Annotated in this window: 25 protein-coding genes; 21 read left to right on the top strand and 4 right to left on the bottom strand. The window is 55.4% G+C overall.

What is annotated here, in order from left to right; all coding sequences use genetic code 11:
* Position 1 precedes the first annotated feature (1 nt).
* The 4 genes from ACXAIA_RS14625 to ACXAIA_RS14610 form a co-directional block, all read right to left on the bottom strand.
* A complete protein-coding gene (locus ACXAIA_RS14625; protein ID WP_475349968.1) occupies positions 2-514 on the bottom strand; it encodes a hypothetical protein in 513 nt (170 codons plus the stop codon).
* A gap of 372 nt (positions 515-886) precedes the next feature.
* Positions 887-1,201: a hypothetical protein gene (locus ACXAIA_RS14620; RefSeq protein WP_475349967.1), complete on the bottom strand. Its 315-nt coding sequence runs from the start codon at positions 1,199-1,201 to the stop codon at positions 887-889.
* Positions 1,201-1,716 (bottom strand): phage regulatory CII family protein, encoded by a 516-nt coding sequence (locus tag ACXAIA_RS14615; protein WP_475349966.1) that lies wholly within the window; start codon positions 1,714-1,716, stop codon positions 1,201-1,203. Before ACXAIA_RS14615 ends, ACXAIA_RS14620 begins: the two co-directional genes overlap by 1 nt.
* Positions 1,717-1,957: 241 nt before the next feature.
* Positions 1,958-2,200: a hypothetical protein gene (locus ACXAIA_RS14610; RefSeq protein WP_475349965.1), complete on the bottom strand. Its 243-nt coding sequence runs from the start codon at positions 2,198-2,200 to the stop codon at positions 1,958-1,960.
* A gap of 57 nt (positions 2,201-2,257) precedes the next feature.
* Here ACXAIA_RS14610 and ACXAIA_RS14605 point away from each other — a divergent pair, with 57 nt between their 5' ends.
* The 21 genes from ACXAIA_RS14605 to ACXAIA_RS14505 all read left to right on the top strand — a co-directional run bounded on the left by ACXAIA_RS14605 (position 2,258) and on the right by ACXAIA_RS14505 (position 13,967).
* Complete coding sequence (locus tag ACXAIA_RS14605) at positions 2,258-2,992, top strand: XRE family transcriptional regulator (protein WP_475349964.1); 735 nt, start codon at positions 2,258-2,260, stop codon at positions 2,990-2,992.
* A 189-nt stretch (positions 2,993-3,181) separates the two neighbouring features.
* Positions 3,182-3,496 carry a hypothetical protein gene (locus tag ACXAIA_RS14600; RefSeq protein ID WP_475349963.1) on the top strand — a complete coding sequence of 105 codons (315 nt, stop codon included), beginning with the start codon at positions 3,182-3,184 and terminating at the stop codon, positions 3,494-3,496.
* Complete coding sequence (locus ACXAIA_RS14595; protein ID WP_475349962.1) at positions 3,493-3,819, top strand: hypothetical protein; 327 nt, start codon at positions 3,493-3,495, stop codon at positions 3,817-3,819. Before ACXAIA_RS14600 ends, ACXAIA_RS14595 begins: the two co-directional genes overlap by 4 nt.
* Positions 3,820-3,879: 60 nt before the next feature.
* Positions 3,880-5,295, top strand: a complete 1,416-nt coding sequence (locus ACXAIA_RS14590; RefSeq protein ID WP_475349961.1) for a DUF6745 domain-containing protein — start codon at positions 3,880-3,882, stop codon at positions 5,293-5,295.
* Positions 5,296-5,308: 13 nt separating this feature from the next.
* Positions 5,309-5,653, top strand: coding sequence for a hypothetical protein (locus ACXAIA_RS14585; protein WP_475349960.1), 345 nt, complete (start codon positions 5,309-5,311; stop codon positions 5,651-5,653).
* Positions 5,654-5,714: 61 nt separating this feature from the next.
* Positions 5,715-5,927 (top strand): hypothetical protein, encoded by a 213-nt coding sequence (locus tag ACXAIA_RS14580; RefSeq protein WP_475349959.1) that lies wholly within the window; start codon positions 5,715-5,717, stop codon positions 5,925-5,927.
* Complete coding sequence (locus ACXAIA_RS14575) at positions 5,924-6,052, top strand: hypothetical protein (protein WP_475349958.1); 129 nt, start codon at positions 5,924-5,926, stop codon at positions 6,050-6,052. The genes ACXAIA_RS14580 and ACXAIA_RS14575 overlap by 4 nt, the downstream gene beginning before the upstream one ends.
* Positions 6,022-6,354 (top strand): hypothetical protein, encoded by a 333-nt coding sequence (locus ACXAIA_RS14570; protein ID WP_475349957.1) that lies wholly within the window; start codon positions 6,022-6,024, stop codon positions 6,352-6,354. The genes ACXAIA_RS14575 and ACXAIA_RS14570 overlap by 31 nt, the downstream gene beginning before the upstream one ends.
* A 67-nt stretch (positions 6,355-6,421) precedes the next feature.
* Complete coding sequence (locus tag ACXAIA_RS14565) at positions 6,422-6,763, top strand: hypothetical protein (RefSeq protein ID WP_475349956.1); 342 nt, start codon at positions 6,422-6,424, stop codon at positions 6,761-6,763.
* Positions 6,763-7,272: an HNH endonuclease gene (locus ACXAIA_RS14560; RefSeq protein WP_475349955.1), complete on the top strand. Its 510-nt coding sequence runs from the start codon at positions 6,763-6,765 to the stop codon at positions 7,270-7,272. The genes ACXAIA_RS14565 and ACXAIA_RS14560 overlap by 1 nt, the downstream gene beginning before the upstream one ends.
* Positions 7,269-8,249, top strand: a complete 981-nt coding sequence (locus ACXAIA_RS14555) for a PD-(D/E)XK nuclease-like domain-containing protein (RefSeq protein ID WP_475349954.1) — start codon at positions 7,269-7,271, stop codon at positions 8,247-8,249. The genes ACXAIA_RS14560 and ACXAIA_RS14555 overlap by 4 nt, the downstream gene beginning before the upstream one ends.
* Entirely contained in the window at positions 8,246-9,283 is a 1,038-nt protein-coding gene (locus tag ACXAIA_RS14550) for an AAA family ATPase (protein ID WP_475349953.1), read from the top strand. The genes ACXAIA_RS14555 and ACXAIA_RS14550 overlap by 4 nt, the downstream gene beginning before the upstream one ends.
* On the top strand, positions 9,283-9,597 hold the full coding sequence (locus ACXAIA_RS14545) for a hypothetical protein (protein WP_475349952.1): 315 nt from the start codon (positions 9,283-9,285) through the stop codon (positions 9,595-9,597). Before ACXAIA_RS14550 ends, ACXAIA_RS14545 begins: the two co-directional genes overlap by 1 nt.
* Positions 9,598-9,677: 80 nt before the next feature.
* The gene (locus ACXAIA_RS14540) at positions 9,678-10,073 is read left to right on the top strand and encodes a helix-turn-helix domain-containing protein (RefSeq protein WP_475349951.1); all 396 of its coding nucleotides are present in this window, start codon (positions 9,678-9,680) and stop codon (positions 10,071-10,073) included.
* Positions 10,070-10,801 (top strand): hypothetical protein, encoded by a 732-nt coding sequence (locus tag ACXAIA_RS14535; protein WP_475349950.1) that lies wholly within the window; start codon positions 10,070-10,072, stop codon positions 10,799-10,801. Before ACXAIA_RS14540 ends, ACXAIA_RS14535 begins: the two co-directional genes overlap by 4 nt.
* Positions 10,801-11,010 carry a phage protein NinX family protein gene (locus ACXAIA_RS14530; protein WP_475349949.1) on the top strand — a complete coding sequence of 70 codons (210 nt, stop codon included), beginning with the start codon at positions 10,801-10,803 and terminating at the stop codon, positions 11,008-11,010. Before ACXAIA_RS14535 ends, ACXAIA_RS14530 begins: the two co-directional genes overlap by 1 nt.
* 181 nt (positions 11,011-11,191) lie before the next feature.
* Positions 11,192-11,446 (top strand): hypothetical protein, encoded by a 255-nt coding sequence (locus tag ACXAIA_RS14525; protein WP_475349948.1) that lies wholly within the window; start codon positions 11,192-11,194, stop codon positions 11,444-11,446.
* A complete protein-coding gene (locus ACXAIA_RS14520) occupies positions 11,443-12,072 on the top strand; it encodes a J domain-containing protein (RefSeq protein ID WP_475349947.1) in 630 nt (209 codons plus the stop codon). Before ACXAIA_RS14525 ends, ACXAIA_RS14520 begins: the two co-directional genes overlap by 4 nt.
* Positions 12,069-12,569, top strand: coding sequence for a DUF1643 domain-containing protein (locus ACXAIA_RS14515; protein ID WP_475349946.1), 501 nt, complete (start codon positions 12,069-12,071; stop codon positions 12,567-12,569). The genes ACXAIA_RS14520 and ACXAIA_RS14515 overlap by 4 nt, the downstream gene beginning before the upstream one ends.
* Positions 12,566-12,877 (top strand): hypothetical protein, encoded by a 312-nt coding sequence (locus ACXAIA_RS14510; protein WP_475349945.1) that lies wholly within the window; start codon positions 12,566-12,568, stop codon positions 12,875-12,877. Before ACXAIA_RS14515 ends, ACXAIA_RS14510 begins: the two co-directional genes overlap by 4 nt.
* Positions 12,822-13,967, top strand: coding sequence for a tyrosine-type recombinase/integrase (locus tag ACXAIA_RS14505; RefSeq protein ID WP_475349944.1), 1,146 nt, complete (start codon positions 12,822-12,824; stop codon positions 13,965-13,967). Before ACXAIA_RS14510 ends, ACXAIA_RS14505 begins: the two co-directional genes overlap by 56 nt.
* The last annotated feature ends 130 nt before the right edge of the window (positions 13,968-14,097 follow it).

Here is a 14,097-nt window from a genome sequence, read left to right as displayed (position 1 = left end):
ATCAGGCCGCCTCGTTTTCTTCGTCGAGGTTGTCGACTTCTTCGCTCTCGCCTTCACCTTCGAAGCCTTCGCCGTCTTCTGTTTCGCCTTCCAAAAGATCGCGCTGGTCCGGTTCGGGCTGCGGCATGTCGCCGCCGGTGTAATCTTCACGCTCACCGGCGACGACCAACAAAACGCATTGGCCCTGCGCATCAAACAGGGCATGACGGTCTTCGGCACTTTTCGACATCGAAACCACGCCCTTGATCCCGTCTTTGATCGTCACCTGATCAAGCTGGGCACTGATGACGGTGCGACCCTGACGGGCAATGGCGCGAATGGCTTGTTCGATCAGGTTTTCGATGTGTTCGGAAAGACGGGCGATAAATTCTTTCTGTTCGTCTTCGCTCATTTCCTGCCAGGTCTTCGGCGCATTGCGGAACCAGTCACAAACGGCGCGGGAATAGTCGCCCTTGAGATTGGCGGCAACTTCGCCGATTTCGTTCTCTGTCACTTCTTCATGGGTTTCTGACATTCTTTTCCTCGGTGTTATGTTGTTTCGTTCTTTGCTCGTTTTCCCGCCAAACTCGGCGGTGTGGTGCGGGCCGGTCGCTACTCCGGCTTACCTTTCTGGCGCACTCCATCAGGAACCGAATCCCCCCGTCGCTCATGCGATAGCCAAAGGGGGCCGAGCGTGTCTGCTTTCCACGCCGCCGCACCAATCAGCAGACCTTGATCTGCTCGTTGCTGAGGCAGAAACCGGGGCAACCAAATGCTTGCAACAGGCTGGGCGCCCCGGTTTGTGTGACTTGCCGTTTCACCAGACATGCACCATTGGCGTGCGGTGAAGGCGGGTTGCGTCTTTCGGAGGGTCTGAACCGTGCATGGTGGCCTCCTTGGTTGTTGGTTAGTTTCCCGCAAGCTCGCAGTCGTCCGGGTCAACCCAGTCCGGATTCGCCTCTGGCACAGCCTCGTAGGTCTTCTCGAAGATGTCCGGCTTGCATGGGTAGAACTCGCCATGAACGCCTTTGATGATCCAATCGCCAATACTGGCGGTCATAACGCCTTCCAGTGTTGCGATTTTCACCTCGTCACCGATCACGAAACTGGTGCCATCGCCATGGTCTGCTTCGGTATCAATGAAATCATCAATGCGTTTCGCGTTGGACCCATCCCAACAGACCGCCTCAATCACCACGGGTTTCTTTCTGAATTTCGCCATCAACTGGCCTCCTTCTTGCTGTTAAGGTTGTGGACGTTCTCATTCTTGCGCAGCGCCTTCACGTCGCGGAGCTTGGCTTCCAGCGTTTCGATAGCCTCGCAAATAGCTGTTTCGATACGATCAAGCTCATAGGGAACGACTGCTGCGCCTCCCGGCCCGCTCGGGTCATGTGCCGCGCGAATTTCGCAGGCAATATTGCCCATGGACTCAGTGGCTTCTGCCAGGCGCTCAAACAGGTCTTTGGCCTTGTGCGGAATATCGCCGCCCGCGGCCTCCTGAATGATGCTTTGCATGGCTTCGAGGAATTTTGGCTCATCACCAGCGCGGATCAGGGCTGCATCCAATTGTGCCGCGTCACGAAAGCTGATGCGCACATCTTCGTCTTCCGGGTTGCTGGCCCGGCGAAGCGTGGAAACGGTCTTGCCGATGGCTTCTTTGATGGCGTCGCTTGAAAGCTCGGCAACGCAGTATGATGCGGCACTGAATTCCGTTCTTGGCTGGCGTCGAATGGTCATTGGAAAAACTCGCTCCGATTGCAAAAGACATAAACGCATCAATTAATTATTGTTCGACTTGTCCGGCTGCTCACCGGACTTCTGCTCCGTGAAAAAGGGCCGGGACTTCGCGTTGAGGGAACAACAAGTCCCGGCCTAGTTTTTCGGGAGGCTTCACGTCTGGAAGACGTAGGACCCTCTCGGGCCCTGCCACATATCGGAGTGGCCACGATGCCCGGCGCGACAAAGGGTCGCCGGGAATTCAGGCGGCAGGCTTTGCGAATCGCTCTTCTTTGGCTGCTTCCCACGCTGCTGGGTCGTTAAATACTGCTTGAAACTTCTCATAGGCCCCGGTGGAGCAATCGCCGCCATCTTCGAGGCGCTTGAAGAAGCCGCCATGGTTCATGACCACGCGGGCAAGGTGAGATTTAGATACCCCCTGCTTGACGCAAAATTCCTCGGCATCTTCAATCAGCTTTTCTCGAAGGGTTTTGCTTTCAGCCACGACGGGATTCCTCAGTTGGTCCAGTTGATAACCTCACAATGTGGGAACTTAACCACAATGTCAATGGTAAAAATACCACATGCAAAACAACATCCGTTGTGGGATATTCCCCACATGGAAGAAAACCCTTTATTCACGCGGATTAAAGCCCGCCTCGATGCACTGAATCTGTCATCCAATGCCGCCAGCGAGGCGGCGGGCTTGGACCGGACATTCATCAAGCAGATCGAGTACGGGAAAAAGAAAGGCATGCGCTCGGACAGCGCATCGCGCCTCGCGCGTGTGTTGCGGTGCGACGTGGGCTGGCTGATGTCAGGCGAAGGTGATCCGACCCCCACCCTTGCAGATAGCAGCGAACAGGACACCCCAAACGCTAAGATGCCTCATTCCAGCGTTGATTTCGTCGCAGGCCCAAGAGACCTGCCCATTAGAGGAAATGCACGCGGCGGATCAGACGCGTTCTTTCTGGACAATGGGGATATTCAGGGAATGGCACACAGACCAGGCGCATTAGTTGGCGTTAAGAATGCCTTTGCTTGCTATATGACAGGGGATTCTATGGAGCCGCGATACGAGGCGGGCGACCTTCTTTATGTAAATCCGATCAAGCCTATTCGACCTCGTGACTATATACTGCTAGAGCTTGATGACCATCAGGCCTACGTGAAACGCCTCGTGCGGCGCACACCAGACAAAGTGATTGTCGAACAGCTCAATCCACGGAAAGAGCTGCATTACGACGCCAACCGCGTCATTCACATATATCGGGTAGTTGGGCAGATCACAGAATAACCAGCCATACATACCATCCGATCACCCGCCCACGTGGCGGGTTTTTCTTTGCCTAAACCTCAAAAACCACATTTATGGTATTTTTCCCACATTTCTTCTTGACGTGGTAAAATAACCACATTACCGTAAGTCTCATCACAGCGAGAACCGCGCCACGATCAATCAACCGGCGCAACATAGGAGCAAGTGATGAGTGAAGTTTCCAAACATACGCCGGGGCCGTTGCGGGTTATCACCCCAGCAAACAACGACGGTGAATTTCCGATTGAAAAAGATGACGGATCAATGGAGCCGGTCGCGTTTGTCGTTTCGAAAAACGAAGCCGATGCGCATCTTTTTGCCGTCGCACCTGAACTGCTGGCAAGCGTCAAGCTGTTCCGCGACACAATTGAATATTTGATCAAAGCTGATCGTGTCGCTGGCGATGACGAAGGCGCACGACTCAAATCGTTCACGCTTGAAGGCGTTAAAGACCTGATCGCCAAAGCCGAGGGCCGGTCATGAGCAACACCTATTATGACCTTGATGAAGTCGATTGCGCCGCGCAAATCGCATTGCTCCGGGAAGAGCAGACCAAGTTCAAACGCATGATTTTCAATCTGCAATTCGAACTGATGCCATCAACGATCGATCCTGCTGCTGCCGAAAAGCTGCGCGAAATCCTCAGCAACCTCGAAAGCGACATGTTCGGTCAGGTCGATGATGAAATCATTGCCGACCTGCAGGCCCGGATCGATGAAATCCGCGAAGAAGACGCCCGCGAAGATTACCGCGCCGAGGTCCGTCACCAAACCGCGCAATACGTCTTTCTCAAAGCCGAGATTTAACCCTGATCGAAGCGGGTCACGGCCCGCTTTCTTGAGTGTTTTACGACAAGGGTATTTGAAATGAAAATCGACCTGACGCCAGAGCGCAAAGAAATCATCGCAAACACCTACCGCGAGTTTCTTGAGTGTGGTTTTTCAACCGAACCCGCCGATTTTGATCGGGCGGAAACGGCGATCACGTCTCTTTACGAAAGTATCGGAAAGAAAAAGCCGCATTTTGTTCGGTTGTCGTCACCTATGGGCGCTGAGATCTACATCAATTTGGCCTGCAAGGCTTGGCCTGCAATGGTGAAGGGTAACCAGCTCAGGGACCAGCTCGGGGACCAGCTCAGGGGCCAGCTCGGGGACCAGCTCAGGGGCCAGCTCGGGGGCCAGCTCGGGGGCCAGCTCGGGGACCAGCTCTGGGACCAGCTCTGGGACCAGCTCGGGGGCCAGCTCAGGGACCAGCTCTGGGACCAGCTCTGGGACCAGCTCTGGGGCCAGCTCGGGGGCCAGCTCTGGGACCAGCTCTGGGACCAGCTCTGGGACCAGCTCTGGGGCCAGCTCGGGGGCCAGCTCTGGGACCAGCTCTGGGACCAGCTCTGGGGCCAGCTCGGGGGCCAGCTCAGGGGCCAGCTCAGGGACCAGCTCTGGGGCCAGCTCGGGGGCCAGCTCAGGGGCCAGCTCAGGGGCCAGCTCAGGGACCAGCTCTGGGGCCAGCTCAGGGACCAGCTCTGGGACCAGCTCTGGGGCCAGCTCGGGGGCCAGCTCAGGGGCCAGCTCAGGGGCCAGCTCAGGGACCAGCTCTGGGGCCAGCTCAGGGGCCAGCGACTTTCTTACATGGGAACATGGTTCTGGGGGAATCAGGATTATATCTGGGCGTGGCTTGAAGGTGGTCGGCGCGTTGGTGCCGCTTATGATGCAAAGCAGAACGATCAATTATCAGCACATGTCGAAATATTGAAGTCGTGTGGGTGGTGGTACCCGTTCAACGATTTCTGCATCATCACCGACCGGCCAGAAACCGTTTCATTCGATTTCGAGGAGCGACGTCTTCACAGCGAAACAGGCCCTGCGATCAAATATCGCGACGGTTATGCGCTGTACGCCTTTCGTGGGACACGCGTTCCAGGCCATTGGATCGAAAATAGCGACACCCTTGAACCTGCTGAGGTTCTTCGCGCCGACAATGTCGAACAACGTGCTGCCGGTGCCGCAATCATCGGCTGGCCGAAGATGCTTGATGTTCTTGACGCGAAAATCATCGACAGCGACGAAAACCCGGATCACGGCGACCTGATTGAACTGACCCTTCCCGGATTACCCGAACCAGGTCTGTTTCTTCGCGCCTATTGTAAACGAAACGGCCTGATCGTCGAGGGCGTCCCGCGTGTTTCAGACATTGACGGCAACCCCATCAAAACCGTTCGTGCCGCACAGGCATGGAGTTTCGGCAAAGCAGAAGCCGATTTTGAATACCCCGAATTCGTCAGCTAACAGGAGATTTGAAATGACGATTATCCGCCAGGGTGAAGTTCGTATGCAGCCGATTGCAGAGCTTCCGAAATGCGAAATGAAGCCGATTGAAGTCAAAGACGGTGTGATCGTGGTCGGCGAAAGCGAAAGCCACCACCACCACGTTCTCGAAGCCGAAGGCGTCACCGTAATGGAACGCACCAGCGACGTTCCGCAGGGCATGCGCATTCTTTATGCCGTGGTCGAAAAGGCAACGGTCCTGAAGCAGACCGCAGGCAATCCGCACGGTGCGCACGAGATTCCCAAAGGAACTTACGAAATCCCGATCAAGCGCGAGTTTGACCCGTTTTCGGAACAGGCCCGTCGCGTGGCCGACTAACCCCTACCAGATGCCGCTCTGCGGGGCGGCATCCAGAAGAGGTTTAGCAAAGGAGCAGGTTATGAGTGACTTCAACTGGCACCAAACCGGCGAGTTCGAAAAGCACATCCGATCAACGCCGGAAGTTCATGACTGTGAGTGGGTAGATGAACTGTCACCCAAACATGACATCAAGAGGGTTGCAGCCATTGTCGCTCCCCTACTGATAAGTATCACCGCGTTCCTGTACGCAGGCCGCGAGATCGTATCAATCATTTCCGGGTGGCTGTCATGACGCCCCTTCCCTTCGAACTGGTCGCCCGTTGGCGCAAGCAGGCAAAGGCGATCCTCAACGACACCAGCGCCGGAACGCATAGCAAGCGGCTGGCATGGCGCTTTTTGAAACAGTGGGGTGTGTGATGGCTATTGCAAATGAAGCAAGCACCAAAGAAGTGATCTCATCAATTCCAGAGGGCCACGAAAAACGCCGCAAACTGGAAGTTATCGCTTCACACGGCATCAACATGCGACGCGCCAATATCGGGAAATTGAAGGTCATCGAGCTCTATTTCCCAGATACAGGCGGCTATTACGAAGTGGTCAAAATCCATTCAGGATCACAGCTAGACCATCCGTCATTCTTGGCCCGCATGCACAGCGTAATTCATGGCAATGACGGCCTTGATGGTCTACGCGAACGAGTTTGGGGGCCAGCACAATGACCGCCCTCCTCCACAAACTCACCCGCCCGATCAGAAAGTGGTTGGCGCACAGAAGGATGTTTCAGTGATGAGTGAACCGAAAATTACGGGGTTTCGTTCTGTCAGCTTCTCGCTGGGTCAAGTCGACACAATTGCATGCAGCTACGCAACCAGTGATGACCATCAAGAATGGGCAGACATGAAGCACATTCACGAGCTGGTATCCGATGCGAATTACGAGCTTCATGATGCTATCGAAGCCCAATCCACCCTCATCACTGAACTGGTTGGGGCGTTGGAGTGGTACGAAGAACAGGCGCGGAATTGCAAGAAGATCACGCAAGAAGGTCAAACAGCGCGGAGTGCGCTTGATGATGATGGTGGAGAGATAGCCCGAGCCACCCTCACCAAAGCCAAGGGGGCGGAGTGATGGGAAAGCGTGCCTATCCGACCACCGTCAAAGACTTTGAAGCCCTGCGCGACCGGTTCGTCGCATGGCTCGAGGCGCGCGGTAGTCAGATCCATGCCACCACCAACGATTATGAACTGATCAGGTTCACAACGTTTCGCGGCATGGGTGTGATTTATCGCAACAAAAAGGACTGGGTTTCGAGCGCCAGCAATGGCGCCGCTCAGGCCCTGAGCGCCTTTCTCGACGGTTCGGAATGGCGTGCGCAAACAAAGCCATCACGCGGCAACCGAAAACGGCACGGATTAATCATGTCGCTGATCGAACGTGACGGCGAAACCTGCGCCTTTTGCGGACGTTGCCTGACAGTCGAAACGGCGACCATCGAGCACTGGGTGCCGGTCACCCAAGGCGGTCCAAACAAACTTAGCAACATGATGCTGGCCCACGAAGACTGCAATCAGAAAGCAGGTCATCTCGATGTACGCGCCAAACTGGAACTGGCGATCAGCATGAGGAAGGCACAATGATCCAAATCACCAAACCGGGCCTCTATCCCGATATCAGCAACGAGGACTATCACGCCGACCCTTGCCCGGAGCCGAGCCTTTCATCATCGCTGGCAAAGCTGATGGTCAACAGAACGGCGTCGCACGCCAAGCTGGCGCACCCGAAGTTGAACCCGGATTATCAACCGAAGGTCCGCAAGGATTTTGACCTTGGCTCTGTCGCGCATTCCATGATGCTGCATGACGAGCGCGACATTGCCGTTCTGGATTTTGCTGATTACCGCAAGAACGCGGCAAAGGATGCCAGGGATGAAGCGTATGCCGCTGGCCTGATCCCCATTCTGATTGATCAGTATGAGACAGCCTGCGCCATGGTTCGTGCCGGCCGCGCCCAACTGGACCGCCACGAAGAAGCATGGGAAGCCTTCCGCAAAGGATACGGCCAGCCCGAGCAAACCGTGATCTGGCGCGACGGCCCGGAAAATTTCCCGATTTGGTGCCGGATGCGCCTCGATTGGAAGCCGAACAACGGCAACATCATTTGGGATTACAAAACCACGGGCGGCATGGCGGGGCCGCTTGATTGGCGCCGTACCCTGCTTAACACCGGGACGGATGTGCAGTCTGGTTTCTATCGCCGGGGCATTACCAAGCAACTCGGCATTGAAGACCCGCATTTCCGTTTTGTCGTGCAGGAAACCGAACCGCCCTATGCCTTGGCCGTGCATGAGCTTGATCCGTACTTTAACGGTGTTGCGTTCCGCAAGGCAGACGCCGCCGTCACGTCATGGGCGTGGTGCCTGAAAACCGGCAACTGGCCGGGATATGTCGGGCGCGTTCATTACCTCGAATGCCCGACATGGGAAGCCAACAAATGGGAAGACCGCAATCTTGATCACGATGATCAGGAACTGCTCGAAATCTCGTTGCGCTGGCAAGCGCCAGACGCGGCAACCGAAGAAGCCGCAGTTAACCTTTTCCGAGGAGAAAACAAATGACTTTCTCATTCCGTCCCGCCGTGCGGGAACGCACATCGCTTTTGATCGGCATTGCCGGTGCGTCCAGTTCTGGCAAGACCTATACCGCCCTTTCCGTCGGCACTGGCCTTGCCGGTCCTGATGGCAAGATCGCGGTGATTGACACAGAAGCCGGTCGCGCCCTGCACTATGCCGACCAGTTCAAGTTCGATCACGGCGACATGAAACCGCCATTCAGCCCGAGCCGATATGTCGAGGCGATCAAGGCCGCCGACGATGCCGGGTATGACGTGATCATTATCGACAGTTTCAGCCATGAATACGAAGGCGAAGGCGGCATTATCGAATGGGCGGACCGGTTGGCCGAAGATGGCGTTAAAAGCCCTGGAAACTGGAAAGAACCGAAAACTGCACACAAGAAAATGGTCGGCAAGCTTTTGCAATGCCGGGCGCACCTGATCTTTTGCCTGCGGGCCGAAGAAAAGATGCTGATGCAACCGGTGCCAATCACCAACCCGGACGGCAGTCCGAAGATCGGCCGCAACGGCAAACCGATCATGGCAACCAATGTTATCCCGGCCGCCGACCGACCGATCAATGAACGCTGGCAACCGATCTGTGAAAAACGGTTTCCGTATGAATTGACCGTCAGCCTGTTGCTGCTTCCGTCACAACCCGGCGTTCCGATCCCTCTCAAGCTGCAGGAACAGCACCGAGAAGCATTCCCGGAAGGTCGCCATGCAGGCAAGCAGGCCGGTGAAGTTCTGCGTCAGTGGGCCGTTGGCGCAAATGCCAAACAGGCGCAGTCAGAAGCGGCGCAACCGTCGCACGGGATACTTCCACGATACACCCCGGAAACAGAGGAAGAATGGGTAACAGAAGCCCTTGCCGCGATGGATGATTGCTCGGCAGATGGTGGCGACCTTGCCGCCCTGTGGCGCACCGAAATCTGGCCGACCTATCAATATCTGCGCGACAGCGAAAGCCCGAACGCGTCCAAGATTTGGGACAAAAAGGAACAGGTCAAAGAAAAACTTTCACAGGATGCAGCGTGATGGCCAGTCAGGCAATCAAGGATGTAATAGCAGAACGTGAGCGTCAGCAATCGGTGGAAGGCTGGACGCTAGCGCATGACGACACGCACACCAAAGGAGAGCTTGCAAAGGCCGCCGCGTGTTACGCCGGTTTCAGTAAGGGTGAAGAAATCCGCAACGATACGATTATGCAGCAAGCCCTTGCGAAGCTTTGGCCTTGGTTCAAGAAATGGTGGAAGCCGAAAAGCTACCGCGAAAACTTGGTTCGCGCATGTGCGCTGATCGTTGCCGAGATCGAACGGCTCGACCGTATCGAAGCAAAGACCGGAAAATAACAAAGCGGCGCTGACGAGGCGGCAACCTCGCCAGCGCCCGAACACAACCAATTCACTCCATCCAAGAGCAGGAAAGAATCATGTCCAACAACGACAATACCACCGATATGATCGGTCGCAACCGTGGACGGTCAACCGATATCGACAAGGCCGTCGGGGCGCAGGTGCGGCTTCGACGCACCGAACTTGGTCTGACGCAGCAGGAATTGGCCGACAAGATCGGCGTCACCTACCAGCAGGCGCACAAATACGAACGTGGCGCCAACCGGATCAGTGCAGGGCGCCTTTATGACATCGCCGTCGCGCTCAAGGTTAAGCCGGAATACTTTTTCGAAAACCTTGGCGAGATCGAAACGACCTCTGATCGCGGGCTTCTGGACCTTGTTACCGATTACCGATCGGTCAGCAGCAATGACAAGGCGTTTATTCGGCAAACGGCACGGCATCTGAGCCGGGCGGTTGGGGGTGTGGCATGACCATCACAGCAAAACCAATCCCGTTCAGCGCGCCGATGATCAAGGCGCTGTTGCGCGAGATCGAAAACCCAGGCACGGGGAAAACGCAGACGCGACGCGAATTTAAGCTGCTTGGATATCCGGGCCATTCCGACTTTGGCCCGAGCGACACCAAAGGCTATGACTGGCACTTCCGCGACAAGGAAATGCGGTTTCATGATTTTCGCCATGACGAACTGATGAAGCGTTCACCTTATCAGGTCGGGGAACTCCGCTATGTACGCGAACACTGGCGGACATGGATTGACCGTGATCCACTTCCACCTCGTGAAATGCATCCAGAGCATTGCCCGGTCTTTTATGAGGTTGACCGTGACAACTGCGCTCGACACGGCCGTTTCCGTCACGGCATGCACATGCCCCGCTGGGCAAGCAGGATCACGCTCGAAATCACCGATGTCAGACCGGAACGCTTGCAGGATATCAGCGAGGAAGATGCCAAGGCCGAGGGCGTCGAACGCCTTCATGACGGATGGTTCCCTTATGGAATTCAGACCTTCATGACCACCATGGTTGATGGGCGTGAAGTGCCAGCCCAGTTTTGCCGGGAAGCCACAGGCAGCTTCCGCATGCTCTGGGAATACATCAACGGCCCCGAGAGCTGGAAGCGCAATGACTGGATCTGGGCCGTGTCCTTCACCCCTCACCTGATCAACGTCGATCAGATGATCAAGGAAAGGGCTGCGTGATGCTGATGAAAGTATCAGACCTCGACGGGCGCGCGCTGAATTGGGCGGTTGCGTTTGTTGAGTACGGTCAGTCTCGGCCCGCTGGGAATTGGCATTGCTTCGACACCGGCAACCAAGATGAGCCGCAAGTGATCGTCCGAGAGCTTCCAAAGGCAATTCAGGACGATGAGTACAACCCATCCGGCAATTGGGCACATGGAGGCCCCTGATCGAAGCAAGCGGATGTAATGTCGGCGTCGATATCGCAGGAGTCTGCTATTGCAGTGACAATGATGTTGTCTGCATGGAAGGTGAAACAGTGCTTGCGGCGCTATGCCGAGGATATGTCTATCAGTATATCGGCCCTGTAATCGAAATCCCCGACGAACTGTGCGAGGTATCGCCATGCAAATGACCCCAGACGAATATGCCGATTACATCGCGGATGGCAGCAAATATTCAAGACACGGCGTGCGCTGGCAGTTCCTTCGTGATCGGGCGATGAAGGTGATTGAGGAGATCGTCGCAGAGAACGCTCGGATGCGAAGGGAAGTTGAGGCCGTCCGAGACGATCTGATCGAAAAAACCAAACCAAACGGAACAGCAGTTGTCGGCGGGCCTTTTCGAAACAAGATCGATGCTGTCTTGAAAGGCGGTGCGAAATGACAGAAGCCTATCCCCTTTCATGGCCGCAAGGCTTCAAACGCACCGATCCGGCACGTCGCCGCATGGCACCGTTCGGCAAGGCTGACAGGAATAACGGATATAAGCGCCGTCTCACTGTTGCCGACGGACTGCAACGGTTGATCGAACAGCTCGAACTGATGGGTGCGATCAATTACGTGATCTCGTCCAATGTCGAATTGCGTAACGATGGTCTACCGAGATCGGGTCGACGCAAACCAGATGATCCCGGTGTTGCGGTCTATTTCCAGTTCTGCGGAAAGGCACATTGCTTGCCCTGTGACCGATGGGATTCCGTTGCCGATAACCTCGCCGCTGTTGCCAAACACATCGAAGCACTGCGCGGCATGGATCGCTGGGGTGTCGGTGATCTTGAAATGGCCTTTGCCGGGTTCAAGACCCTGCCGCCGCCAGGTGGTGTTCCTGTCGATGAGTCCGCTCAGCGCCGCAACTGGTGGGATGTTCTTGGTATTGATCCTGATGCCACGCCAGACAAGGTGCGAGAGGCTTTTCGCCGCCTTGCCAAGAAGCACCACCCCGATACCGGGGGAGACCCCGAAACAATGGCAGAACTGAACATGGCATATCAGGAGGGGATGAAGCGATGACTGGATTTGACACAAACAGCGGTGCCGTCATCAGTGATTGCGGCAAATACCGTTATCGCCTCTGGCGTGTCTGGGACAAATCAAAACCGCTTGTCGGCTTCTGCATGCTCAACCCAAGCACCGCAGATGCAAGCGTTGATGATCCGACGATCCGTCGCCTGATCGGGTTTGCAAAGTCATGGGGATATGGCGGGTTTATCGTCGTCAACCTGTTTGCGATGCGGACGCCAAAGCCGGTGATGCTCAAAACTGCGGACGATCCGTTTGGCCCCGACAACAGCAAACACATTTCCGAAGTTGCGGATCTGGTCGACACGATGGTTTGTGCCTGGGGAACTCACGGCAAACTTGCCATGGCAGACAAGCTGGCTATGGCTTGCATGCACGGGAAGGTCACAACTAAAGCCCTACACATCAATGCTGATGGCTCACCGAAACACCCGCTATACATCAAAGGTGATGCTGTGCCGGTTCGGTTTACGGGAGGTGATGAATGAGCGCATTACCAGTCAACATCCCGCCGCGTTGTATGTCTGAAGAACAAGCCTGCGAATATGTCGGCTTGACAAACCAGAATACTTTTCAAAAGGCGGTCGATGCGGGGATTTTCTGTCCGATCCCCTACCGTGATCGCGCCGGGATCAGAAAAAAGGTCTTTGACCGCAAGGTCTTGGACAAGGCCCTTGACGAAATGGGAGGTCTTACCAACGATGACGACATGGCAAAACGATTGCTGCGGGAAGGAATCAATGGCAGGGCCAAGCGGGGAAAAGCTGCGGTATCTCACCGAGCGGCGCAACACTGACGGAACGTTCAGGTATTACTGGCAACGGCGCGGGCAACCTTTGACGCGGCTGCCCGATGACCGGTCGCAACGGATCAAGGTCTTGAATGCCCTGAACGATTTGGCAGACAAGAACTATGAGATCGACCGAAATCTGTTGCTGAACCTATCCAAAAGCAATCAGCTGACCGCACATTCCGTATCTCGTCTGGCGACACTCGGCCAAGTGGTCGAGAACGAAGGTCAGAACTGGCCCGGATCAATCGGCTGGGTGATTGCCAAATACAAGAACAGTCGCGGCTTCAAGGAACTGGCCGAAGGAACGAAGAAGTTCTACATCCAGTACATGAACGAGGTTCATGCGCTTGGCCCCGACCTTCCAATATCAGCTTTCACATCACCGATGCTTCAGGACTTTGTCGATACCTTTGACGGTATCAAGGGGGCAGACCGGAAACTGAAAACCATCCTGAACCTGCTGTTCAAAACGGCAATCAAATGGGAAGTGATGGACAAAAACCCGGCACAATTCATTGAAACCACGCAAGGCAGCCGCAGGCAAATCGTATGGGCACCGGCAGAGATTGAAGCCTGGTATCATGCCGCTCAGTTCGGGGATCGCGCCTTTGCGACAACAACGGCCTTCTGTCTTCTGCAATATACCGCCCAGCGGCCAATTGATGTTCTCAAGATGCCGGTCAGTCATTTCAACCCGGCAACGAACATGATCCGTGTCCGTCAACAGAAGACCGGTGCATTCCTTGAAATCCCACTGCACCGTGACGCAATCGACCGGATCGCTGAAGCGGTCAAACTGGCAAAGGAAGCCGGATGCACCACCATTGTTCAGCATGAGGGTCGTCCGGTGCCTTACACCACGTTCCTGAATAACTTCAGACGGGCCACAGGAGATGCCATGCAACACCTTCAGCCGCGCGACCTCAGAAGAACGGCAGCGGTTCGGATGTCAGAGGCCGGGGCAACAACAACCCAGATCAGTGCGGTTGCTGGTTGGTCGATTGAGCAGACATCAAAAATCCTCGAACATTATGTCCCGAGAACAACTGAAATGGCGCGTGGCGCAATCACCGCATGGGAAAAGAGTGTCTAACGCGTTAGACTTTTCAGTGGTGTAAGTTATTGTTTTTATTAATTGGTAGTAGTTCGACATGTACTACAGCGCATAATCTTCCACTCGGAAGACAACGCTTACGGGAAACGCCCGGCCGATTGGCCGGGCG

It is taken from the genome of Thalassospira sp. ABL2_045 (genome assembly GCF_056161285.1).
The sequence above is the reverse complement of the archived record's forward strand: the minus strand, read 5'-3'. Positions and strand labels throughout refer to the sequence as shown.